Origin of the sequence: Bradyrhizobium sp. CCBAU 53415, from assembly GCF_028128735.1 — a bacterium.
GTDB lineage: Bacteria > Pseudomonadota > Alphaproteobacteria > Rhizobiales > Xanthobacteraceae > Bradyrhizobium.
This window is the reverse complement of the sequence record NZ_LBJF01000002.1, coordinates 422,852-443,860: the sequence shown is the minus strand read 5'-3', so window position 1 is coordinate 443,860 and position 21,009 is coordinate 422,852. Positions and strand designations below refer to the sequence as shown.

At 65.4% G+C, this 21,009-nt stretch carries 22 protein-coding genes and 1 pseudogene; 19 read left to right on the top strand and 4 right to left on the bottom strand.

The window, feature by feature from the left end; all coding sequences use genetic code 11:
• Nucleotides 1–141 precede the first annotated feature (141 nt).
• The 13 genes from XH87_RS08370 to XH87_RS08310 all read left to right on the top strand — a co-directional run bounded on the left by XH87_RS08370 (nucleotide 142) and on the right by XH87_RS08310 (nucleotide 11,838).
• Nucleotides 142–711 (top strand): NifU family protein, encoded by a 570-nt coding sequence (locus XH87_RS08370; protein WP_035704340.1) that lies wholly within the window; start codon nucleotides 142–144, stop codon nucleotides 709–711.
• A gap of 187 nt (nucleotides 712–898) precedes the next feature.
• Nucleotides 899–1,594: a tRNA (adenosine(37)-N6)-threonylcarbamoyltransferase complex dimerization subunit type 1 TsaB gene (gene tsaB / locus XH87_RS08365; protein ID WP_271586883.1), complete on the top strand. Its 696-nt coding sequence runs from the start codon at nucleotides 899–901 to the stop codon at nucleotides 1,592–1,594.
• The gene (rimI, locus tag XH87_RS08360; RefSeq protein WP_271586882.1) at nucleotides 1,591–2,076 is read left to right on the top strand and encodes a ribosomal protein S18-alanine N-acetyltransferase; all 486 of its coding nucleotides are present in this window, start codon (nucleotides 1,591–1,593) and stop codon (nucleotides 2,074–2,076) included. The genes tsaB and rimI overlap by 4 nt, the downstream gene beginning before the upstream one ends.
• Nucleotides 2,077–2,114: 38 nt before the next feature.
• Nucleotides 2,115–2,570: a Fur family transcriptional regulator gene (locus tag XH87_RS08355; protein ID WP_061879908.1), complete on the top strand. Its 456-nt coding sequence runs from the start codon at nucleotides 2,115–2,117 to the stop codon at nucleotides 2,568–2,570.
• A 53-nt stretch (nucleotides 2,571–2,623) separates the two neighbouring features.
• Entirely contained in the window at nucleotides 2,624–3,304 is a 681-nt protein-coding gene (locus XH87_RS08350; protein WP_271586881.1) for an HAD family hydrolase, read from the top strand.
• Between the two features lie 194 nt (nucleotides 3,305–3,498).
• Nucleotides 3,499–4,893 (top strand): tRNA (N6-isopentenyl adenosine(37)-C2)-methylthiotransferase MiaB, encoded by a 1,395-nt coding sequence (gene miaB / locus XH87_RS08345; RefSeq protein ID WP_271586880.1) that lies wholly within the window; start codon nucleotides 3,499–3,501, stop codon nucleotides 4,891–4,893.
• 64 nt (nucleotides 4,894–4,957) lie between these two features.
• Nucleotides 4,958–5,953, top strand: coding sequence for a PhoH family protein (locus XH87_RS08340; protein ID WP_035704328.1), 996 nt, complete (start codon nucleotides 4,958–4,960; stop codon nucleotides 5,951–5,953).
• Nucleotides 5,954–6,011: 58 nt separating this feature from the next.
• The gene (gene ybeY, locus XH87_RS08335) at nucleotides 6,012–6,521 is read left to right on the top strand and encodes an rRNA maturation RNase YbeY (RefSeq protein ID WP_271586879.1); all 510 of its coding nucleotides are present in this window, start codon (nucleotides 6,012–6,014) and stop codon (nucleotides 6,519–6,521) included.
• 1 nt (nucleotide 6,522) lies between these two features.
• Nucleotides 6,523–7,641 carry a hemolysin family protein gene (locus tag XH87_RS08330; protein WP_271586878.1) on the top strand — a complete coding sequence of 373 codons (1,119 nt, stop codon included), beginning with the start codon at nucleotides 6,523–6,525 and terminating at the stop codon, nucleotides 7,639–7,641.
• Complete coding sequence (gene lnt, locus XH87_RS08325) at nucleotides 7,638–9,251, top strand: apolipoprotein N-acyltransferase (protein WP_271586877.1); 1,614 nt, start codon at nucleotides 7,638–7,640, stop codon at nucleotides 9,249–9,251. The genes XH87_RS08330 and lnt overlap by 4 nt, the downstream gene beginning before the upstream one ends.
• A 219-nt stretch (nucleotides 9,252–9,470) precedes the next feature.
• Nucleotides 9,471–9,884, top strand: coding sequence for a helix-turn-helix domain-containing protein (locus tag XH87_RS08320; RefSeq protein WP_018319423.1), 414 nt, complete (start codon nucleotides 9,471–9,473; stop codon nucleotides 9,882–9,884).
• Nucleotides 9,885–9,970: 86 nt separating this feature from the next.
• Nucleotides 9,971–11,128 carry a M20 family metallopeptidase gene (locus XH87_RS08315; RefSeq protein ID WP_271586876.1) on the top strand — a complete coding sequence of 386 codons (1,158 nt, stop codon included), beginning with the start codon at nucleotides 9,971–9,973 and terminating at the stop codon, nucleotides 11,126–11,128.
• A complete protein-coding gene (locus XH87_RS08310; protein ID WP_271586875.1) occupies nucleotides 11,125–11,838 on the top strand; it encodes a tRNA (guanine(46)-N(7))-methyltransferase TrmB in 714 nt (237 codons plus the stop codon). Before XH87_RS08315 ends, XH87_RS08310 begins: the two co-directional genes overlap by 4 nt.
• Here XH87_RS08310 and XH87_RS08305 read toward each other — a convergent pair whose 3' ends face one another.
• The gene (locus tag XH87_RS08305) at nucleotides 11,839–12,921 is read right to left on the bottom strand and encodes a DUF2336 domain-containing protein (protein ID WP_271586874.1); all 1,083 of its coding nucleotides are present in this window, start codon (nucleotides 12,919–12,921) and stop codon (nucleotides 11,839–11,841) included.
• A gap of 371 nt (nucleotides 12,922–13,292) precedes the next feature.
• On the opposite strand from XH87_RS08305, the gene rimP reads away from it, so the two are divergent.
• The 4 genes and pseudogenes from rimP to XH87_RS08285 form a co-directional block, all read left to right on the top strand.
• Nucleotides 13,293–14,048 (top strand): ribosome maturation factor RimP, encoded by a 756-nt coding sequence (gene rimP, locus XH87_RS08300; RefSeq protein WP_271586873.1) that lies wholly within the window; start codon nucleotides 13,293–13,295, stop codon nucleotides 14,046–14,048.
• 2 nt (nucleotides 14,049–14,050) lie between these two features.
• Nucleotides 14,051–15,661: a transcription termination factor NusA gene (gene nusA, locus XH87_RS08295; RefSeq protein ID WP_271586872.1), complete on the top strand. Its 1,611-nt coding sequence runs from the start codon at nucleotides 14,051–14,053 to the stop codon at nucleotides 15,659–15,661.
• A gap of 77 nt (nucleotides 15,662–15,738) precedes the next feature.
• The gene (locus XH87_RS08290) at nucleotides 15,739–16,422 is read left to right on the top strand and encodes an RNA-binding protein (RefSeq protein WP_271586871.1); all 684 of its coding nucleotides are present in this window, start codon (nucleotides 15,739–15,741) and stop codon (nucleotides 16,420–16,422) included.
• A 70-nt stretch (nucleotides 16,423–16,492) separates the two neighbouring features.
• A pseudogene (locus XH87_RS08285) lies at nucleotides 16,493–17,090 on the top strand (translation initiation factor IF-2 associated domain-containing protein); the annotation flags it as partial.
• Here XH87_RS08285 and XH87_RS08280 read toward each other — a convergent pair.
• Entirely contained in the window at nucleotides 17,038–17,664 is a 627-nt protein-coding gene (locus XH87_RS08280; RefSeq protein WP_271586870.1) for a glutathione S-transferase family protein, read from the bottom strand. The pseudogene XH87_RS08285 and the gene XH87_RS08280 sit on opposite strands and share 53 nt — an antisense overlap.
• A 172-nt stretch (nucleotides 17,665–17,836) precedes the next feature.
• Here XH87_RS08280 and pyrE point away from each other — a divergent pair, with 172 nt between their 5' ends.
• Nucleotides 17,837–18,400, top strand: coding sequence for an orotate phosphoribosyltransferase (gene pyrE, locus XH87_RS08275; protein WP_027575142.1), 564 nt, complete (start codon nucleotides 17,837–17,839; stop codon nucleotides 18,398–18,400).
• Nucleotides 18,401–18,655: 255 nt separating this feature from the next.
• A complete protein-coding gene (locus XH87_RS08270) occupies nucleotides 18,656–19,405 on the top strand; it encodes a DUF2865 domain-containing protein (protein ID WP_035708946.1) in 750 nt (249 codons plus the stop codon).
• 153 nt (nucleotides 19,406–19,558) lie between these two features.
• On the opposite strand, the gene XH87_RS08265 is transcribed toward XH87_RS08270, so the two are convergent.
• Both XH87_RS08265 and pdeM read right to left on the bottom strand, forming a co-directional pair.
• Nucleotides 19,559–19,990, bottom strand: coding sequence for a hypothetical protein (locus tag XH87_RS08265; protein ID WP_035708948.1), 432 nt, complete (start codon nucleotides 19,988–19,990; stop codon nucleotides 19,559–19,561).
• 308 nt (nucleotides 19,991–20,298) lie between these two features.
• Nucleotides 20,299–20,997, bottom strand: coding sequence for a ligase-associated DNA damage response endonuclease PdeM (gene pdeM, locus XH87_RS08260; protein ID WP_271586869.1), 699 nt, complete (start codon nucleotides 20,995–20,997; stop codon nucleotides 20,299–20,301).
• Nucleotides 20,998–21,009: the final 12 nt, after the last annotated feature.

Sequence of the window (21,009 nt, the reverse complement as noted above, 5' to 3'; positions counted from 1 at the left end):
TCCAGGGGAGGGTAAGTCGAGCCCAACCATTTGATTTTTATGGACTAATATCCCGGCACCCCTTGACCGTGCGTTCCCCGTCGCCATCTGCTAGTGGATAGGCACGCGCCGGCCTTGAACCGGCGACGTCTGGAGAGAACCATGTTCATTCAAACCGAAGCCACCCCCAATCCCGCCACGCTGAAGTTCATTCCCGGCCGCGTCGTGGTCGACGGCAGCCCGATGGAATTTGCGAGCCGCGAATCGGCCACGCGTTCGCCGCTCGCCGAAAAGCTGTTCGACGTGCCCGGCGTCACCGGCGTGTTCTACGGATCGGACTTCATCACCGTGACCAAGGCCGGCGGTGAATGGCAGCAGCTCAAGCCCGCGATCCTCGGCGCCATCATGGAGCACTACATGTCGGGCGCGCCGCTGCTCGCCGACGGCACGGCGCAAAGCGACACCGATCTCGACGACGGGGACGAGTTCTTCGACGAGGCCGATGCCGAGACGGTCGACATGATCAAGGACCTGATCGAGACCCGGGTGCGGCCGGCCGTCGCCAATGACGGCGGCGACATCACCTTCCGCGGCTTCAAGGACGGCATCGTCTATCTCAACATGAAGGGCGCCTGCTCCGGCTGCCCGTCATCGACCGCGACGCTGCAGCACGGCATCCAGAACCTCTTGAAGCACTTCGTGCCCGACGTGGTCGAAGTCCGGCCGATGTGACGACGAAGTTGTCATTCCGGGATGGTGCGTTGGCACCAGACCCGGAATCTCGAGATTCCGGGTTCGGTGCTACGGACCGCCCCGGAATGACGGTTGTCGGGGGCCTGCAAATCGTGCGTGATGAATGGCGGATAGGCGCTTACTTCGCTAGACTGTTCGCCATTCGCCACTCGCCATTCGCTTTTTCATGCTGATCCTCGCCATCGATACTGCGCTCGACGCCTGCGCGGCAGCCGTGCTCGATACCGAAACGGCCGAGCTGCGCGCACAGGAATCGCTGCCGATGAAGCGCGGTCATGCCGAAGCCTTGATGCCGCTGATCGCGCGGGTGATGCAATCGGCCGATCTCGCCTTCACCGCGCTCGACCGCATCGCCGTCACCGTCGGTCCCGGAAGCTTCACTGGCCTGCGCGTCGGCATTTCGGCGGCGCGCGGCCTTGCGCTCGCGGCCGCGCGGCCGGCCGTCGGCCTGACCACCTTGTCGGCCTATGCCGCCGCCGTCGTGGGCCAGAGCAGATCGGCGCCCGTGCTCTCGGCGATCGACGCGCGGCACGATCACGTCTATTTCCAGATCGTCGCCGGCGACGGCAGCCAGCTGGTGCGGCCGAAGGTCGCCCCCATCGGCGAGGCGATCGCGGCTTCCCAGTTCGGCGCGCCGCATCTGGTGGGCAATGCGGCGAACATCCTCGCCGAGCGCTGGCCGAAGGATGGACCGCAGCCTGTTGCGGTCGACGCGCAGCCCGCGCCCGATATCGGCTGGATCGCCTGGCTGGGTGCGGCGGCCAATCCCGACGCCGCGCCGGCGCGGCCGTTCTATCTGAAGGCGCCAGACGCCAAGCCGGCGGCGCAGAGGCCGCTCGCAGCGCAAGCCGCAACCTCATGATGGGATGGCTGTCGGAGTGGTGGCACGGCGGCAGCCCCGTCGTCGAGCCCGCGACCTTGCGCGATGCCGCGCGGCTCGCGCAGCTGCACGGCGCATCCTTCGCGCGCGGCTGGGGCGAAGGCGAGTTCGAGAGCATGATCAGCGAGCGCAACACGCTGGTGCATCGCTTGCGTCTCGGCCGCAAGACGATCGGCTTTGCGGTGTCGCGGATCGGCGCGGACGAAGCGGAAATTCTCTCGATTGCGGTGGACGGAGCTTATCGCGGCCGCGGCCTCTCCCGCACGCTGCTGATGACCCATCTCGGCCACCTCGCCGGGCGCGGCGTGCGCACAATATTTCTCGAAGTCGAGGAAAACAACCAGCCGGCGCGGCGGCTCTACGACCGATGCGGATTCATGGTGGTCGGGCGCCGCGATCGCTACTATAAGCAGCCCAATGGGGAACAATTGAACGCCCTTCTGATGCGACGTGACTTGTCGTAACATCGGTGGCAGAAGGCGCCCGCCAGGCAGACAACGCTATGACCACACTGAAACCCTCTTCTGCATCCAAGGCGTCCGATATCGAGGCGCGCTGCGCCGCCACGGGCATGCGGATGACCGAGCAGCGCCGCGTCATCGCCCGCGTGCTCGCGGAAGCGATCGATCATCCCGACGTCGAGGAACTGTACCGGCGCTGCGTCGCGGTCGACGACAAGATCTCGATCTCGACCGTCTATCGCACCGTGAAACTGTTCGAGGATGCCGGCATCATCGAGCGCCACGATTTCCGCGAGGGCCGCGCGCGCTACGAGCAGATGCGCGACAGCCATCACGACCACCTCATCAATCTGCGCGACGGCAAGGTGATCGAGTTCACCTCCGAGGAGATCGAGAAGCTCCAGGCCGAGATCGCCCGCAAGCTCGGCTACCGTCTGGTCGATCACCGGCTCGAGCTCTATTGCGTCCCGCTCGACGACGACAAGCCGACCAATTGATCGGGCATGACCTGGTCGGAAAACCGCGTCACACTTTTCCGGGTCATGCCTTAGTGCCCATCGATCTCATCATCTTCGATTGCGACGGCGTGCTCGTGGACAGCGAGGTGATCTCGTGTCGCGCGCATGCGGATGTGCTGACGCGCCACGGCTATCCGATCACGTCGGATCAGGTGTTCGAGCGCTTCCTTGGCCGCTCGACGCGGCAGGCCAATCTCGAGATCGAGACCGAGCTCGGCCGCAAGCTGCCCGAGACCTATCACGGCGATCTCCAGGACGAGCTGTTCCGATCGTTCGAGGCCGACCTCGAGGCGATCCGCGGCATCCATGATGTGCTTGATGTCGTCACGCAAGCCGTCTGCGTCGCCTCGAGCGGCTCGCATCAGCGCATGCGTGTGAGCCTCGGGAGTACCGGGCTCTACGAGCGCCTGGCACCGAACATCTTCTCGGCCTCGCAGGTGAAGAACGGCAAGCCGGCGCCGGACCTGTTCCTGTTCGCGGCGAAGGAAATGGGCGTCCCGCCCGAGCGCTGCGTCGTGATCGAGGACAGCCTGGCCGGCATTGCCGGCGCCCGCGCCGCCGGCATGACGGTGTTCGGCTTTTACGGAGGCAGCCATTGCGGGGACGGCCATGCCGAGACCCTGCATAAGGCCGGCGCCAACCTGACCTTTGCCGACATGCATCAGCTGCCGGAGCTGGTCCGGAGGGTCGAGACGGACGTCCTGGCGGGCTGATTATTGCCCCCTCGCAGTTATTCCGGGGCACGCGCAACGCGCGTGAACCCGGAATCTAGACGACTCAGCTCGAGATTCCGGGTTCGCGCTGGTGCGCGCCCCGGAATGACGGCCGAAAATGGCCCCCATTCGCTGGATTTTCGCCCCTCCAGCCTATATCTGAGGGCCGTCCTCCACCTCCATTTTCGGGTTCCATGACGCCGCCGCGCAAGCTGCACATCAAATCATATGGCTGCCAGATGAACGTCTACGATGCCCAGCGCATGGTGGACACGCTGGCTCCGGAGGGATTCGTGGAGACGGCCAGCGCTGATGACGCCGACCTCGTCATCCTCAACACCTGCCACATCCGCGAGAAGGCCTCGGAGAAGGTCTATTCCGAGCTTGGCCGCCTGCGTGTCGCCAAGGACGAGGCCGCGCGGGGAGGCCGGGCGATGCAAATCGCGGTTGCAGGCTGCGTGGCGCAGGCCGAGGGCGAGGAGATCGTGCGCCGGGCGCCGGTGGTCGACGTCGTGGTCGGACCGCAGAGTTATCATCATCTGCCGGCGCTGCTGAAGCGCGCCGGCGACGAAGGCCGCGCGATCGAAACGGAATTTCCCGCTCAAGACAAGTTCGGCTTCCTGGCCCAGCCCAAGCCCGATGCGATCCGCGCGCGCGGCATTTCCGCTTTCGTCACCGTGCAGGAAGGCTGCGACAAGTTCTGCACCTTCTGCGTCGTGCCGTACACGCGCGGCGCCGAAGTCTCGCGCCCCGTGGCGAAGATCGTGGAGGACGTGAAGCGGCTCGCCGATAACGGCGTGCGCGAGCTCACGCTGATCGGGCAGAACGTGAACGCCTATCACGGCGAGGGGCCTGACGGAAAAAACTGGCCGCTCGGCAAATTGCTCGAACATCTGGCGACGATTCCCGGCGTTGCGCGGCTGCGCTATTCGACCAGCCATCCCCGCGACGTCGACGACAGCCTGATTGCAGCCCATCGCGATCTCGGTGCCCTGATGCCGTTCGTGCACCTGCCGGTGCAATCGGGCTCGGACCGCATTCTGGCGGCCATGAACCGGAAACATACCGCCGATGATTACCGGCGAGTCATCGACCGTTTCCGTACCGCGCGCCAAGACATTGCTTTTTCATCAGATTTCATCGTCGGCTTCCCGGGCGAGAGCGAGCAAGATTTTCTCGCCACCCTCGCGCTTGTCACGCAAATCAGCTACGCTGCGGCCTATTCGTTCAAATACTCCGCCCGGCCGGGAACGCCGGCCGCGGACATGCAGGAGACGGTGTCCCCCGCCGAGATGGACCAGCGATTGGAGCGGCTCCAGGAACTGATCGACAGCCAGCAATCGGCCTTCAACAAGGCCGCGATTGGCTCAACGGTCGACGTGCTGTTCGAGCGTCGGGCCCGCAAGGAGGGCCAGATCGTGGGCCGCACCGCCTACCTCCAGCCCGCCCATGTGATGGCCTCGCCCGACATCATCGGACAAGTCCTGCCGGTCCGGATCGACAGCCTCGAGCGCTACAGTTTTCTCGGCGAGCTCGTGACGCCGCGCACGGCGCGCGAACCCGCTTTATCGCAAGCCACTGGAGCCTGAACCCTTGCCCAAAAGCGCATCGGATTCGTCTTCGTTCGCTCCCAGCCGCAAATTTGATCGCGACATGCAAGTTCCGCCCGAGACCCAGGTCGTCATCGACTTCGACGACAACCGCGCCGCCTCCGCGCTGGTCGGCCCCTACGGCCAGCATCTGGCGCAGATCGAGCGGCGGCTCGGCGTCGTCGTCGATTCCAAGGGCAACCACATCACCATCGGCGGCACCCGCGACGGCTGCGATGCCGCACGCCGCGTGCTGGAGATGCTCTACGCGCAAGCCGTGAAGGGGCAGGATCTCGATCAGGGCGAGGTCGAAGGCGCAATCCGCGCCGTGATCGCCCAGGGCTCACTGTTCGAATTCGACGCGAAATCGGCCAAATCGACCTTCGACAGCATCAACCTGCGCAAGCGCCCGGTGCGCGCGCGCACGGCCGCACAGGACTCCTACATCCGCGCGCTGAAGCGGCACGAGCTGGTGTTCGGCATCGGTCCCGCCGGCACCGGCAAGACCTGGCTCGCCGTCGCCCATGCCGCGCAGCTGTTCGAGCGCAAGGAGGTCGATCGCATCATCCTGTCGCGTCCGGCGGTGGAAGCCGGCGAGCGGCTCGGTTTCCTGCCCGGTGATCTCCGCGAGAAGGTCGACCCCTATCTTCGGCCGATCTATGATGCGCTCTACGACCTCATGGATGCGCGTATCGTCGAGCGGGCGCTCCAGACCGGCGAGATCGAGATCGCGCCGCTCGCCTTCATGCGCGGCCGCACGCTCACCAACGCCGCCATCATCCTGGACGAGGCCCAGAACACCACGTCGATGCAGATGAAGATGTTCCTGACACGTCTCGGCGAGAACAGCCGCATGATCGTGACGGGCGATCCCTCGCAGATCGACCTGCCGAACGGCCAGACCTCGGGTCTGGCCGAGGCGACCCGCCTCTTGAACGGCGTCGAGGGAATTGCCCAGGTTCATTTCAAGGCCGAGGACGTGATCCGCCACGAACTCGTGGCGCGGATCGTTGCCGCCTACGAAGGTTCGCCGCAGCGGCCCGCCACTGGTCAATCCTGACGAGGCAACACCGGACCCCGGAGGCGCGGACACGGCGCCTTTCGTCCCAGACAACACAATGTCCCATCCCAACCTTCCCATGACCGAGGTCATCGTCGTCGCCGATTGCTGGCAGCGCGAGCCTGATTCCGAAGCCGTGATCCAGCGCGCGGTGGCGGCCGCCGCTGACAACGTCGACGAGGACGTTGCCGATGCGGAAGTGGCTGTGATGCTGACCGATGACGCCGGCATCCGCACCCTCAACAGCAACTGGCGCGGCATCGACAAGCCGACCAACGTGCTGTCGTTCCCCGCGCTCCAGCCGGAGGGCGCGTGGAAGGAAGGCGATGCGCCGCGCATGCTCGGCGACATCGCGATCGCCTACGAGACCATGCGGCGCGAGGCGGACGAGGAGCAAAAGCCGTTCGACCATCATTTGAGCCATCTCGCCGTACACGGCTTCCTGCATCTGATCGGCTACGACCACGAGAACGAAGGCGACGCCGAGGAGATGGAAGCGCTCGAACGCGAGATCCTGGCTCATCTCGGCATCCCCGATCCCTATGCCGACCGTCCGGGGACGCATTGAGATGCCGGATTCCGATCCGATCCACGACAATCCCCGCAACACGGCCAATCTGCCGGCCGTGGTGACGCCAGGCGAAGTGCTGCGCCCGACCGCGGAAGGCTGGCTGCTGCGCGCCATCCGCACCCTGTTCGGCTGGAAGGCGGGATCGGTTCGCGACGACCTCCAGGTCGTGCTCAATGCGACGACGCCCGACGACACCGGCTTCTCCGCGGTCGAGCGCACCATGCTGCGCAACATCCTCGGCCTGCACGAGCGCCGCATCGCCGACGTGATGGTGCACCGCGCCGACGTCGTCGCGGTGAAGCGGGACATCCCGCTCGGCGAATTGATGGACCGCTTCGAGAGCGCCGGCCATTCGCGCCTCGTGGTCTACAACGAGACGCTCGACGATCCCGTCGGCATCGTCCACATCCGCGACCTGCTCGCCTTCATGACCGCGCGTGCCCGCGTGTCGGAAGCCACCAAGACCAAGCGCAAGAAGCCGCTGCCGGCCGGGCTCGACCTGCGCGCCGTCGATCTCGCGCTGCCGCTCGAGGAAGCGCGCATCATCCGCAAGCTGCTCTACGTGCCGCCGTCGATGCGGGCGATCGACCTGCTCGCGCAGATGCAGGCCACGCGCATTCACCTCGCGCTGGTGGTCGACGAATATGGCGGCAGCGACGGGCTGGTTTCGCTCGAGGACATCGTCGAGCAGATCGTCGGCGAGATCGACGACGAGCACGACAGCGACGAGCCACCCTCGATCGTGCGCCTGCCCGACAACGCCTTCATCGCCGACGCTCGCGCCAGCCTCGACGACGTCCGCTCGGTGATCGGCGAGGATTTCGTCACCGGCGAAGCCGGCGAGGACGTGGAGACGCTGGGCGGCTATCTGGTCAGCTTCGTCGGACGCCTGCCGGTGCGGGGCGAAGTGATCTCGGGCCCCGGCACCTACGAGGTCGAGGTGCTCGATGCCGATCCGCGCCGTGTCAAGCGGCTGCGCATCTCGACGCGGAAGGAACGTCCCGCGCCTCGCACCCAGCGCGAGAGCCGGCGCCGCGAGGCCGCGCCGGACGGTGGTCAGCCACCGGCCGGCGACACGCCCACGCAGCCACCGAGCGACGGGACCGGCCCGCAGTGAGTCCATTCCAGCGGCTCCGGCAGATTGCGCTTGCCATCATCCTCGCCTGGGGATGGAAGCGCGCTGTCATCGCCATGATGGCTGGGGCACTGTCGGTGCTGGCGCTGGCGCCGTTCAACCTCTTCCCGGTGCTGTTCGTCACCTTCCCGGTGCTGGTCTGGCTGATCGACGGCGCCGGGGCCGGCCGATATGGCGGCATCCCCGCCGCCGCATTGACCGGCTACTGGTTCGGGCTCGGCTATTTCGTGCCCGGCCTCTACTGGATCGGCTACGCCTTCTTCGTCGATGCCGACGTGTTCGCCTGGCTGACGCCGTTCGCCGTGCTGGGCCTGCCGGCCTATCTGTCCATCTTCACGGCGATCGGCTTTGCGCTGGCGCGCCTGCTCTGGACCAGGAACGCCACGCGCGTGCTTGCGCTGGCTGCAAGCCTGACCGTCAGCGAATGGCTGCGCGGTCACGCGCTGACCGGCTTTCCCTGGAACGCGTTCGGCTACGCGCTGTCCGAGCCGCTGCCGCTGGCGCAGACGGCGTCGCTGATCGGCCTGTGGGGCATGACGTTCCTGGCCGTTGCGATCTTCGCAGGCCCGGCGACGCTGATCGACCGCACGCCCGATCGCCGCTTGCCATGGCGCGTGCCGGCGGCTGCCGTCGCAGTCCTGGCCGTCATGAGCATCTTCGGCGCAATCCGCCTCTCGCTGCATCCGACCACGATGGTCGCCGGCGCCAAGCTGCGCTTGATGCAGCCGAACCTGCAGCAGGACGCGAAGTTCAACTACGCCGCCAAGGCGGAAGTGATGAAGAAGTACCTCGCGCTGTCGGACCGCGCCTCCGGCCCGCAATCGACCGGCGTGCGCGATGCCACCATCCTGATCTGGCCGGAATCCGCCTTTCCGTTCTTCCTGACCCGCGAAGCCGACGCGATGGCGCAAATTGCCGACCTCCTGCCGAAGGGCACCGTGCTGATCACGGGGTCGGTCCGCGCGCCCGACCTGCCGCGCGGCACGCCGATCACGCGCGCTTACAATTCGATCTACGTGATCGATCACGACGGCAGCGTGCTCGCAGTCTACGACAAGCTGCATCTGGTGCCGTTCGGAGAATTTCTTCCCTACCAGGCGTTGATGGAGAAACTCGGCTTCGAGCAACTGACGCGTGTGCGCGGCGGCTTCATTCCCGGCACCGTGCGGCACACGTTGCCGGTCGCCAGCGCACCGCCTGCGCTGCCGCTGATCTGTTACGAAGCCATCTTTCCCGGCGAAGTGGCTGGACGCAACGAACGCCCGGGCTGGATCGTGAACCTCACCAACGACGGCTGGTTCGGCATCTCGACCGGCCCCTATCAGCATCTGGAGCAGTCGCGGATGCGCGCGATCGAACTCGGATTGCCGCTGGTCCGCTCCGCCAATACCGGCATCTCCGCAGTAATCGATCCGGTCGGACGCACGGTCGCGAGCCTCGGTCTCGGCATCGAAGGCATTTTGGATGCAAACCTCCCGGCCGCGATCCCACCGACCGTCTATGCACGGGTGGGTGATGTGCCCGCAGCCATGCTCGTCGCGGTGGCCGTGCTCCTGGCGCTCCGCCGACGCGTCGCCAAGCGTCAGCCCTGATCGCGCCGCCGGCGAAGCGGCCGGAATCCTTTGACAACCGTCGTCCCACGGTTGACAGACTGCACGCGGGCTCCCCATTCTGCACCGGCTGCGAAAGACAGCGGTGCATTGCTAAATTTCTCCGCAATGTTTCCCAATAACAGGGTTTGATTTTGACGATGTTGCACCCAGGGCATGCTTGATGACTGCTCCGAAGGTGATGTTTGGAGGGCTGAGGAAATGTCGAAAGCGCCCAACCCTGTTGACAAATATGTCGGCAGTCGCGTGCGCATGCGCCGCATCATGTTGGGCATGAGCCAGGAGAAACTCGGTGAAGCTTTGGGCCTGACTTTCCAGCAGATCCAGAAATACGAGAAAGGCACCAACCGAGTCGGCGCGAGCCGCATCCAGCAGATCGCCGAGATTCTCCAGGTACCGGTGTCATTCCTGTTCGAGGGTGGCCCGAGCGGCGTGCCGGGTCCGGATGGCTTCAGCGAAGGCGCTTCGCCTTCCTACGTCTCGGACTTTCTCGCGACCTCCGAAGGGCTCGCCTTGACCAAGGCGTTCACGCGAATCACCGATTCGAAGATGCGCCGTTCGATCGTCGATCTCGTCGAGCAGATTGCGGCTCGCGAAGGCCCGGACAAGCGCTGAAGCGCCATCTCCATGGCGATTTGAGACTGCAGCAAATCTGGCCTATGTCGTCATTTATGACCGCGCCTCGATGCGCGTCCGCTTCGATGATGCAATACATAGGCACAGATGCGTCCATGACCGGATCCAATTGGTTCGATTCTCAAACTATCCTCGATGGCATCCGCCGCTGGGTGGAGATCGAGACCCCGACGGAAGCGCCTCAACAGGTCAACAAGCTGGTCTCATTGGTCGCTGAGCAATACCGCGATCTGCCTGTCACGCTCGAGCGCATCGCCGGCGTGGACGGCTGCGGCGATCATCTCATGGCGCGCACGAATTGGGGTCAGGACCGGCCAGGCATCCTGGTGCTGAGCCACCTCGATACCGTTCATCCGATCGGATTCATCGAGCGACTGCCGTTCAGGGTCGAAGGCGACGTTGCGTTCGGTCCCGGCATCTACGACATGAAGGGCGGCGCCTACATCGCCCATCACGCCTTTCGCGCGCTTTGTGCAACGGCCGATCGCTCGCCGCTCGGCATCACGCACCTGTTCACCTCCGACGAGGAGATCGGCAGCCCCACCTCCCGCGCGCTGATCGAGCGGGAGGGACGCAAGGCCAAATATGTGCTGGTGACGGAGCCGGCGCGTGACGGCGGCAAGATCGTCACCGGACGCAAGGGCGTCGGACGCTTCCAGGTGTTCATCAAGGGCGTGCCCGCGCATGCCGGCTCCCGGCCCGAAGACGGCCGCAGCGCCGTCCGCGAGCTCGGCAACGTCATCCTGGCACTGGAAGGGATGAACGATCTGACGCGCGGCGTCACCGTCAATGTCGGCGTGGTGCGCGGGGGCACGCGTCCCAACGTCACTCCGGAGGAGGCCTATGCCGAAGTCGACCTGCGCGTGCTGAGCTTCGAGGACGCAGACGAGTTCGTCGGCAGGATTCTCGCCCTGACTTCGAAGACGGACGGCGTCACCGTCACGGTCACCGGCGAGCTCAATCGTCCGCCTTACGAGAAGAGCAATGCCGGCGCCTCGCTGTACGAGCATGCGAAGACACTCGCCGCGGAGATCGGCTTCGAGCTGATCGACACGCATACGGGCGGCGGCTCGGACGGCAATTTCACCGCCGCGCACACCGCGACGCTGGACGGGCTCGGGGTCGACGGCAAGGGCGCGCACACCCATTATGAGCAGCTCTATGTCTCGTCGCTCGCGCCGCGCGCGCGGCTGCTCCATCGCCTCTATCAGACGCTGCGATGAGCGAACGCAAGTCAGACCCCGATCGCGAGGACAGCGAGCGCGCCTTCTTCGGACGCCGCAAGGGCCACAAGCTCAGGCAGCACCAGGCCGAGCTGATCGATCATCTGCTGCCGCATCTTGCGCTCGACATCGACCGCGAGACGCCGGCGGATGCTCGCGCGATCTTCGCCCCCGCAGCCGAAGATGTCAGGCTCGAGATCGGCTTCGGCGGCGGCGAGCATCTTGCGGCGGAGGCGAAGAACTTCCCCGCGACCGGCTTCATCGGCTGCGAGCCCTATGTCAACGGCATGGCGAAAATCCTCGCGCAGATCGAGGCCGCCAACATCGGCAACATCCGCCTTTTCGCCGGCGATGCTGCCGAACTGCTGGCCTGGCTTCCGAAGGATTCGCTGTCGGGGATCGACCTGATCCACCCCGATCCCTGGCCGAAGCGACGGCACTGGAAGCGGCGTTTCGTCCAGGACCGGACGATCGCCGCAATGGCGCGCGTGCTCCGGAGCGGCGGCGAATTCCGCTTCGTCTGCGACATCGACGACTACTGCGCCTGGACGCTGTCGCATCTTGCACGCTCGCAGGACTTCGTCTGGCTTGCCGAGCGCGCCGATGATTTCCGCCAGCCATGGCCGGGCTACACCATGACACGCTACGGCCGAAAGGCCGCACGGGAAGGACGCAGGGCGGCCTATTTGAGGTTCAGGCGGGTCGGTTAGTCAGATCGTCCGCCGGTTGCGCCAGAAATTCACGACGCGTTCGGCGGTCGCGGGCATCAGGCGCGTGAAGTTTGCGCGCGCGACCTCGATGTCGGCATCGGTCGGCGTGCGTTGCGGGCCGTACCAGAGCAGGATGAGCGCGCGCACCGTGGGCCAGCCGAGATTGAGCACGCGGCCCAAGATCAGAAGTGGATCGTAGCGGTCGCCCGCGATCAGGCGATCGAGGATCGAGAGGCGAACGCCGGACATCGCCGACAGCGAGGCGATCGATTCCTCGTATTTGTGCGCCTTGGCGAAACCGAGCAGCGCGCTCTCGCCGAGATGGCCCTCGCGATGCAGCGCGAGCACCGTGCGCTGCGCGCCCGAAAAATCGCGTCGCGGCCCCGGCGGCAGCGCGGCCTCCTCGATCGCCGCCATCGCGCGCTTGATCTCGACTTGGCGCGTGGGATTGACCACGCTGGAGAGTCGGCGGCGGATGACGTCGAGCGTCCCGTCGAGAAGCTGTCTCAGGTGCTCGCCGGAAAGGTCATTGCGCTGGCCGATCTTGAGCGTCAGCACGCCGTCCTGCGCCGCGCGCTTGATCATCTCGGAATAGCTGCCTGGTGAGAACGCCGCACCGGCATTGCCCGCGGCGCGGCGCACCACGTCGCGATCGCCGCGCTCGACCAGCACGTCGGTGACGACGGGAGACAGCGCGGGGCGCTCCGTCATCGCCAGGAGATGGCCCTGGCCTTTCAAGCGCGCGATCTCGACAAGAGCCGCATCGTCGAGCACTGGCGAGCGGCGCAGCACGGGGCCGGCCACCATGATCTCGTTCTCGCGCGCGAGCTGATTGACCAGGTGCGGCGGCGCGTTGTTCAGGCGCGAGAAACGCTCGGCCAGATCGACGCGCGAGGCCAGCTCGGCATGCGGGACGAGGTCGATCAGGAGATTGTCGAAGAGATCGATCAACTCGGGGCGGAGCTTCTCCGCATCCTGGAAGAACAACTGGGCGATGGCACGCGCGATCTCTCCGCGTCGCCGCGGATCGCCGCGTTTGACGATATCGTCCAATCCAGGAATGAGCGACGTGGCAACGGTCATGGAAACGCAACTCGAACGGGGCACGCCGCGGGTGCGCCCTTGGTTCAAGCCGCCCCACGATCGGGGAATTTAGGCCTGCTTGATGAAAGAAGCGTTGCGCAGGGTTCGCGGATCGGCGCAAAAAGCCCCCGTTCCCGCCGCAATGGGCCTTGTCCGGGCGGCCGGAAAGCGCTATATCAGCGCCAATTCATCTTCTCATACGATCCGCGTAGTGAGAGTGGGCCCGAAAGGACCCGCTCTTTTTTATTACCTGAACGCGGCTTGGTGGGAGATGCGGCCCGACGCGCTGTCGGGAGAGTTCCGAAACGGGCTTTGAAGTCGTAACCAAGCCTTAACCCAAGCCTTAACCAACGAGCGCCCTGACCCTGGACATGACCGAACCGAACCCTGGTTCCACGGATGCCGAATTGCTGGCCGAGCCGCGGCTCGTGGTCGAGCCGGGCGTCGCGGCACGGGTGTCGGCGGTCGCGGCTCCCGTGCTCCAGGGCATGGGCTATCGCCTGGTGCGGATCCGCATTTCCGGGGAAGCCGGCTGCACCGTGCAGATCATGGCCGAGCGACCGGACGGCTCGATGCAGATCGAGGATTGCGAAGCGATCTCGCGGGCATTGTCGCCCGTGCTCGACGTCGCCGATCCCATCGATCGCGCCTACCGGCTGGAGATCTCCTCGCCGGGGATCGACCGTCCGCTGGTGCGGCGCTCCGATTTCGAGCGCTATTTTGGGCATCTGGTGAAGGTCGAGATGGCGGTCGCGCATGAGGGGCGGAAGCGTTTCCGCGGCGCGCTCGGTGCCGTCGAAGGCGACCGCGTGCATCTGCATCGCGACGACGTCAAGGCGGGCGACGATGCCGACGTGCTCCTGACCATGGAGGATATCGGCGAGGCCCGGCTGGTGCTGACCGACGAGCTGATTGCCGAATCGATGCGCCGCGGCAAGGCCGAGGCGCGCGAGATGCGCCGCAATCTCGGTCTCGAACCGCCGCAGGCGCCGCACGCGAAAATCAGCGAGAAAACCACCAGGAACACCAGGTCGAAGAAGAAGCCGGCCCCGAAGAACACCAAGCAACATCGCCTGGCCGCCGAACGCGCGCGGCGCGGCGAGACCGAGCCTGACCAAGGAGACTAGCCATGGCAGTCAGCGCCAACCGACTTGAATTGCTTCAGATCGCCGATGCCGTCGCACGCGAGAAATCGATCGACCGCGGCATCGTCATCGCGGCGATGGAAGACGCCATCGCCAAGGCGGCACGGGCCCGTTACGGCAGTGAAACTGACGTTCATGCCGAGATCGACCCGAAGAAGGGCGAGCTGCGGCTGTCGCGCCACATGCTGGTGGTCGACAAGGTCGAGAATCATTCCAACCAGATCTCGCTGGTCGACGCGCAGCGCGCCAATCCCGGTGCCCAGGTCGGCGACACCATCGCCGACACCCTGCCGCCGCTGGAATATGGTCGCATCGCCGCGCAATCGGCCAAGCAGGTGATCGTGCAGAAGGTGCGCGAGGCCGAGCGCGACCGGCAGTACCAGGAATTCAAGGACCGCATCGGCGACATCGTCAACGGCGTCGTCAAGCGCGTCGAATATGGCAGCGTGATCGTCGATCTCGGCCGTGGCGAGGCCATCATCCGCCGCGACGAGATGCTGCCGCGCGAAGTGTTCCGCAACGGCGACCGCGTCCGCGCCTACATCTTCGACGTCCGCCGCGAGACGAGAGGCCCGCAGATCTTCCTCTCCCGCACTCACCCGCAGTTCATGGCGAAGCTGTTCGCGCAGGAAGTGCCGGAGATCTATGACGGCATCGTCGAGATCAAGGCGGTGGCCCGCGATCCCGGCTCGCGCGCGAAAATCGGCGTGATTTCCCGCGATTCCTCGGTGGATCCGGTCGGCGCCTGCGTCGGCATGCGCGGCTCGCGCGTGCAGGCGGTGGTGAACGAACTGCAGGGCGAGAAGATCGACATCATTCCCTGGTCGCCCGACATCGCGACCTTCGTGGTCAACGCGCTGGCGCCAGCCGAAGTCTCCAAGGTCGTCATCGACGAGGACCGTGAGCGCATCGAGGTCGTCGTTCCCGACACCAACAACCAGCTCTCGCTGGCGATCGGCCGCCGCGGCCAGAACGTGCGTCTGGCCTCGCAGCTCACCGGCTGGGACATCGACATCCTGACCGAGCAGGAGGAATCGGAGCGCCGCCAGGCCGACTTCGAGAATTCCACCCGCGTCTTCATGGAATCGCTCAACGTCGACGAAGTGGTCGGCCAGCTGCTGGCGTCAGAAGGCTTCACCTCGGTCGAGGAACTCGCGATGGTGGACCTCAAGGAACTCGCCAGCATCGAGGGTTTTGACGAGGAGACCGCGCAAGAGCTCCAGAACCGCGCCCGCGAATATCTGGAGCAGCAGGAAGCCGAGCTCGAGGCCAGGCGCAAGGAACTTGGCGTCGAGGACGCGCTCAAGGACGTGCCCGGCGTGACCTCGAAGATGCTGGTGCAGTTCGGCGAGAACGACATCAAGACGGTCGACGACCTCGCAGGCTGCGCCACCGACGACCTGGTCGGCTGGACCGAGCGCAAGGAAGGCGGCGAGCAGACCAAGCACGCCGGCGCGCTCGACGGCATCGACATCTCCCGTGACGACGCCGAAGCGATGATCATGCAGGCCCGCGTCAAGGCCGGCTGGATCACCGAAGCCGATCTCGCCAAGCCTGCTGAAGAGGCTCCGGCGACCGAAGACCAGCCGGCGTAAGGCGTGTTGAACGAAAGTGGAGACCGGTTTTGCTTAGAGAACACGCGACTTGGAAGGCGTAGGAGGATGTCGCCCGGATGCTCGCCAGCACTGACAGCGAACTCGACCATGGGCCGCGGACCGAAAAGTCCGCGACCATGCGCATGTGCGCGGTCAGTCGCGAGGTCCGGCCGATCGACGAGCTGATCCGCTTCGTCGTGTCGCCGCAGGGCGACGTGGTTCCCGATCTCAAGCGCAAGCTGCCCGGACGCGGCATGTGGATCACAGCCTCACGCAAGGTGGTTGCGGAAGCCGTGCGGCGTCACCAATTCAATAAGGCCTTCAAGCGCGATTTGCGCGCCCCCCAGACGCTTCCCACCGACATCGAGGCACTCCTGGTCCGGAGCGTGACGGAAGCCCTTGGGATCGCCGCCAAGGCGGGGCAGGTCGTGGCCGGCTTCGGCAAGGTCGAGAGCGCCCTTCGGGAAGGAACGGTCGAGGTCCTGATCCATGCCAGCGACGGGGCCGCGGACGGAATCCGCAAATTGGACATGCTGGCGCGTCAAAATGCTGGAAATCGCGGTGCCCAACCGCAGATTCCCGTCGTTACCGCACTGAAATCGGTAGAATTGGATTTGGCACTGACCCGGTCAAATGTGATACATGCTGCCCTGCTCGCGGGCCCGGCGAGCAAGTCATTCCTGTCACGTAGCCAGATGCTGGTCCGATACCGGATGGCGGACGATGACAAGACTGCCGAAAAGCCCGGCCAGGATTTCTGAGAGACAACGACGACCCAATTGGACGGTGCGGCAACGCACAACACTGATAAATCAGGATTAGGACTGCTGAATGGTTGATACCAAGACCCCTGGCGACAAGAAGCTGAGCGTTCCGAGCAAGACGCTATCGCTCAAGCCGCGCGTCGAAACGGGCACCGTGCGCCAGAGCTTCAGCCATGGCCGCAGCAAGCAGGTCGTGGTCGAGAAGCGCGGCAAGCGCCGCATTGGCGATGGCCCCGAGCCGCACGCGCCTGAGGTCACTGCAAAGCCGGCGCCGGCCGCACCCGCCGCGCCGTCGCGCCCGGCGCCGCCCGCCGCGCCTCGCAATGCCGGTTCCGGCGTGGTGCTGCGCACCCTGACCGAGGATGAGCGTTCGGCCCGCGCCAGCGCGCTGGCCGATGCCAAGCTGCGCGAGGTCGAGGAGCGCCGCCAGGCCGAGGAAGAGGCCCAGCGCCGTGCCGTCCGCGAAGCCGCCGAACGCGCGGAGCGCGAAGCAGCCGAGGCCCGCCGCAAGGCGGAGGACGAACGCCATCGCCATGAGGACGAGGCCAAGCGGAAGGCCGAGACCGAGGCCAAGAAGCGTTTTGGAGNCTCCAGGGGAGGGTAAGAGCGCCATCAATCCAGCTTCGCATCCATGCCGCGCTTCACCGCCGGGCGGGCCATCAGCGCCTCGTACCAGCGCCTGACGTTGGGGAAGTCGGCCAGATCGACCTTGTGGCGAGGATGGCGCCAGGCCCAGCCCAGGATGGCAAAATCGGCAATCGAGAGCCCGCCGGCGACGAAGTCGCGCCCCTCGAGCCACTGGTCCAGCACGCCGTAGAGCCGGCGCGTCTCCGCCATGAAGCGCTTCAGGCCGTAGGCGCGATCCAGCTCATTCTCCAGCGCGATGAAATGGTGCACCTGGCCCGGCATCGGGCCGAAGCCGCCCATCTGCCACATCAGCCATTCGTAGACGGGGATCCGCTCGCCAAGCGATTTCGGCAGGAATTTGCCGGTCTTTTCGCCGAGATAAAGCAGGATCGCGCCCGATTCGAAGATGCTGACGGGCTTGCCGTCGGGTCCCTCGGGATCGACGATCGCCGGGATCTTGTTGTTGGGAGAGAGCTTGAGGAACTCCGGCGCCATCTGCTCGCCCTTGGTGATGTTCACCGGGATCACCCTGTAGGACAGCCCCATCTCCTCCAGCGCGACCGAGATCTTGCGGCCGTTCGGCGTGTTCCAGGTGTAGAGCTCGATGGTCATTCCCGTTTCCTTCCCCAAGAGGCTTGCCCCTCAACTACTCCAGAAGGTTGCGCCCTCACAACCGGCGGTTCGGGATGGCCGATCCCTGTTGACGGGAGACGCCGCCTCTGGAATGTCGCGACTGTGCCGGATAAATTCCGCCTCCACCAAAAACGCTGTTCGAGGGACCGCCGTGTCGAAATCAGCCTCCCGCGCCCGCTTGTTCGAAATCATCCGCCGGCGCTCATTCGGCCGCGGCGAGGTGACACTCGCGTCGGGCCGCAAGAGCGATTTCTACTTCAACCTCAAACCGACCATGCTCGACCCTGAAGGCGCGACCCTGCTCGCCGAGCTGACCTATGAGGCGCTGAAGGACGACCAGCTCGATTTCATCGGCGGACTCGAGATGGGCGCGGTGCCGCTGGCCGGCGCGCTGGCGCAGATCTCCTGGATCAAGGGCCATCCGATCGCGGCCTTCTTCGTGCGCAAGAAGCCGAAAGAGCATGGCGCCAAGCTTGCGATCGAGGGCCTGCCCAAGGGCGAGACGCTGGCAGGCAAGCGCGTCGTGATCGTCGAGGACGTCACCACCACAGGCGGTTCGGCGATGAAGGCGGTGGAATCGGTGCGAGAGACCGGCGCCAATGTGGTGCTGGTGCTGACCATGGTCGACCGCGAGGAGGGCGCCACCGACACGTTCGGTGCGGCCGGCCTGCCGTTCCGCTCGCTGTACAAGGCGTCGGAATTCCTGAAGGCGTAGGAGAACGAAACGAGACATTCTCGGTCGACATGCCTGAGCGTGCCCCGGAAGCAACGCCGTCCGTGAAAGCTGGGCCCGGCCTTAAAGAGATCACCGCCTCGTCTTGAAACCGCCTCCACGAAACTGCTCATTTACCATCGCGAACTAAGGTGAATCGTGTGCTGAGACCTCGAACGGTCCCGGCCGGTTCAGTAGCGTCGGGTGGAGTGAGCCTTGCGTACAGAGTTATCCCATACGCGGCGGCTGCGGCGTGCGATGCTCGTAGCTGTCATGGTTGCGGTTCCCGTGCTCGCGGCCTCGACCCCGGTTTCGGCCGAGGGCCTGTTCGACTTCCTGTTCGGCGGAATGCAACGGCCACAGCCGGCAACCTCCTCCGATCCCTTCACGGGCCAGCAGAATCCGGCAAACCCGCAATATGTACCGCCGACACGCTCGGCCGCAGCCGGCTCGGGCCCGGCCTTCTGCGTGCGCAGCTGCGATGGCAAGTATTTTCCGCTGATGCGAGGCACCGTGTCACCGGCGCAGATGTGTCAGGCGTTCTGTCCCGCCACCGCGACAAAGGTCTATTTTGGGTCCAGCATCGACGGCGCCTATTCGCAGACCGGCGAGCGCTATGCCGACAGCGAGAACGCGTTCGCCTATCGCAAGGCGCTGCGCGCCGACTGCACCTGTAACGGCCGCGAGCCGGTCGGCCTCGCCCCGGTCGATCTCGCGCTGGACTCTTCACTGAAGGCCGGCGACGTGATCGCCACCACCGACGGCCTCGTCGCCTATACCGGTATCCGCGTCGGCAACGACCAGGCCGCGGATTTCACCCCGGTCGCCTCCTATCCCGGCCTCACCGCGCAGGTCCGCGCACGCCTCGGCGAAATGAAGGTGGCGCCGGTGCGGGCAGAGACGATGTCGGCAGATGCGCCGGCCGCAGAGATCGTGCGCGAGGCGCTGCCCGATGTGACGGTGCCGAAGACGGCCGCGAAGCCGGCGAAGCGGGCGGGGCTGGATTGATCTCGTGTCCCGGACGGCGGCGCAGCGCGAAAGCGATGCGACGCTGAGCCGGGACCCTTAGAATGCCGCGAGATGGGCCCCGGCTCTGCAGCGCATCGCACCGGACGATGCTTCGCATCGCCGGGAGCGCTGCGCTTTGTCCGGGGCACGCGATCACCTGCCGATGATCACCCCGATCACGTTCGGCGCGGCCAGATATTTCTCCTCGATCGCCGCGCGCGCAGCGGCGCGGTTTTCCGGCGTCAAGAGGCCACGCTTCTCGGCCAAGATCATCCAGCAAAAGCCCCACCAATCGGTCAGCATGCCCGCTTCGTCGACGAGGTCATAACCCTGCTCGGCCGCGAAGATGCGCGCATGCGCCTCGTCCAGCGTGTCGAGAAACAGATGGTCCTCCGTCGAGAACAGATCGTCGCTGACGTCGTCGATGGTGTAGCCCCAGATCGACTGGCATACCGCGTTGAACTCGCGATCGAACTGGTCGTCGTCGACGGCATAACGGCGCGCGGCCTGATGCAGCCGCGACAGCGATCGCGCGAAATCGGCGATCCGGGTAAGGGCAAATTGATCGAAGGCGATGGTGGACATCTAGTCCTCGCAAAGTCTGACAGCCGCTAGATATTGTGTCGGCGATGCGCCGAATCACAATGATATATCAAAGACTTGCTAAATTGTTCTTAATTTGTTCTGAGGCGATCAAGGATCCCCGTCCGGCCAAGGCCCGCTGTGGATTGCCGGAATCGAAAGGGGCCGCCTCGCAGCGACCCCTTGCCGGTTACAATCTTGTTCGGGATGAGAAATCCAGCCCCGGCGAGCGTGAGGTTAGAACCGGCGACAGGCTTGGGCGATTCCGGAAAACTACTGAATGGAGTGCTGTCCTAGTTTCGGCCGGCGTCTCAATAGCAGCGCGAGGCCGCAATGGCGTGGACGCGGCGGTCACCGAGCAGATGAGCGACGAAGCCGTTCTTCGGAAAGATCTTGGCGAAGGCAGCATCGCGGATACTGAGGCCGCCGGCATAGGCGCCGAAGGCCGGCATCACCACCCGTGCGCCGTCGGAGGCGAAGCAGCGGCGCTCCATCGAGCGTCCGCGCGCGGAGACGCGCGCCTTCGGATGCAGATGGCCGGCGATCTCGCCGCTTGCACCGGTCGGCTCGTGACGGAAGGTGATCGGGCCGATCACGACTTCGTCCGCGACGGTGCCGCCGAGATCGCGCGGCAGCATGGGATCGTGATTGCCCGAGATCCAGATCCAGTCGCGGCCGCTCTGGAGCGCGGCGACCGCGTCGCGGTCCTGCGCCGACAGGCGCTCATGCGCGGTGCGATCGTGAAAACTGTCGCCGAGCGCGATGACGATTCGGGGATCATGGCGGGCGGTGACGGCGGCGAGACGGCTCAGCGTGGCCAGCGTGTCGTAAGGCGGCAGCAGCACGCCGCGGGTGGCGAAGCTGGAGCCCTTTTCCAGATGCAGATCGGAGACGACGAGCAGGCGCTGCTCTTCCCAGAACAATGCGCCGGAGAGGTCGACCCGGAGCGAGATGCCTGCAACGTCCAAAGCACGCGTTGAGGAAATCGAGATTGCCACTTGCTCGGTCATGGCCGGGCCTGT

What these genes read in the sequence shown, in the direction of transcription:
- XH87_RS08370 (WP_035704340.1), top strand. Translation starts at nt 142, where the DNA reads ATGTTCATTCAAACCGAAGCCACCCCCAATCCCGCCACGCTGAAGTTC.
- XH87_RS08280 (WP_271586870.1), bottom strand. Translation starts at nt 17,664, where the DNA reads ATGACCATCGAGCTCTACACCTGGAACACGCCGAACGGCCGCAAGATC.
- XH87_RS08310 (WP_271586875.1), top strand. Translation starts at nt 11,125, where the DNA reads ATGAGCGAACGCAAGTCAGACCCCGATCGCGAGGACAGCGAGCGCGCC.
- XH87_RS08320 (WP_018319423.1), top strand. Translation starts at nt 9,471, where the DNA reads ATGTCGAAAGCGCCCAACCCTGTTGACAAATATGTCGGCAGTCGCGTG.
- miaB (WP_271586880.1), top strand. Translation starts at nt 3,499, where the DNA reads ATGACGCCGCCGCGCAAGCTGCACATCAAATCATATGGCTGCCAGATG.
- XH87_RS08315 (WP_271586876.1), top strand. Translation starts at nt 9,971, where the DNA reads ATGATGCAATACATAGGCACAGATGCGTCCATGACCGGATCCAATTGG.
- tsaB (WP_271586883.1), top strand. Translation starts at nt 899, where the DNA reads ATGCTGATCCTCGCCATCGATACTGCGCTCGACGCCTGCGCGGCAGCC.
- rimI (WP_271586882.1), top strand. Translation starts at nt 1,591, where the DNA reads ATGATGGGATGGCTGTCGGAGTGGTGGCACGGCGGCAGCCCCGTCGTC.
- XH87_RS08265 (WP_035708948.1), bottom strand. Translation starts at nt 19,990, where the DNA reads ATGTCCACCATCGCCTTCGATCAATTTGCCCTTACCCGGATCGCCGAT.
- rimP (WP_271586873.1), top strand. Translation starts at nt 13,293, where the DNA reads ATGACCGAACCGAACCCTGGTTCCACGGATGCCGAATTGCTGGCCGAG.
- XH87_RS08305 (WP_271586874.1), bottom strand. Translation starts at nt 12,921, where the DNA reads ATGACCGTTGCCACGTCGCTCATTCCTGGATTGGACGATATCGTCAAA.
- pdeM (WP_271586869.1), bottom strand. Translation starts at nt 20,997, where the DNA reads ATGACCGAGCAAGTGGCAATCTCGATTTCCTCAACGCGTGCTTTGGAC.
- XH87_RS08355 (WP_061879908.1), top strand. Translation starts at nt 2,115, where the DNA reads ATGACCACACTGAAACCCTCTTCTGCATCCAAGGCGTCCGATATCGAG.
- XH87_RS08290 (WP_271586871.1), top strand. Translation starts at nt 15,739, where the DNA reads ATGCTCGCCAGCACTGACAGCGAACTCGACCATGGGCCGCGGACCGAA.
- XH87_RS08330 (WP_271586878.1), top strand. Translation starts at nt 6,523, where the DNA reads ATGCCGGATTCCGATCCGATCCACGACAATCCCCGCAACACGGCCAAT.
- XH87_RS08340 (WP_035704328.1), top strand. Translation starts at nt 4,958, where the DNA reads ATGCAAGTTCCGCCCGAGACCCAGGTCGTCATCGACTTCGACGACAAC.
- XH87_RS08270 (WP_035708946.1), top strand. Translation starts at nt 18,656, where the DNA reads ATGCTCGTAGCTGTCATGGTTGCGGTTCCCGTGCTCGCGGCCTCGACC.
- nusA (WP_271586872.1), top strand. Translation starts at nt 14,051, where the DNA reads ATGGCAGTCAGCGCCAACCGACTTGAATTGCTTCAGATCGCCGATGCC.
- ybeY (WP_271586879.1), top strand. Translation starts at nt 6,012, where the DNA reads ATGTCCCATCCCAACCTTCCCATGACCGAGGTCATCGTCGTCGCCGAT.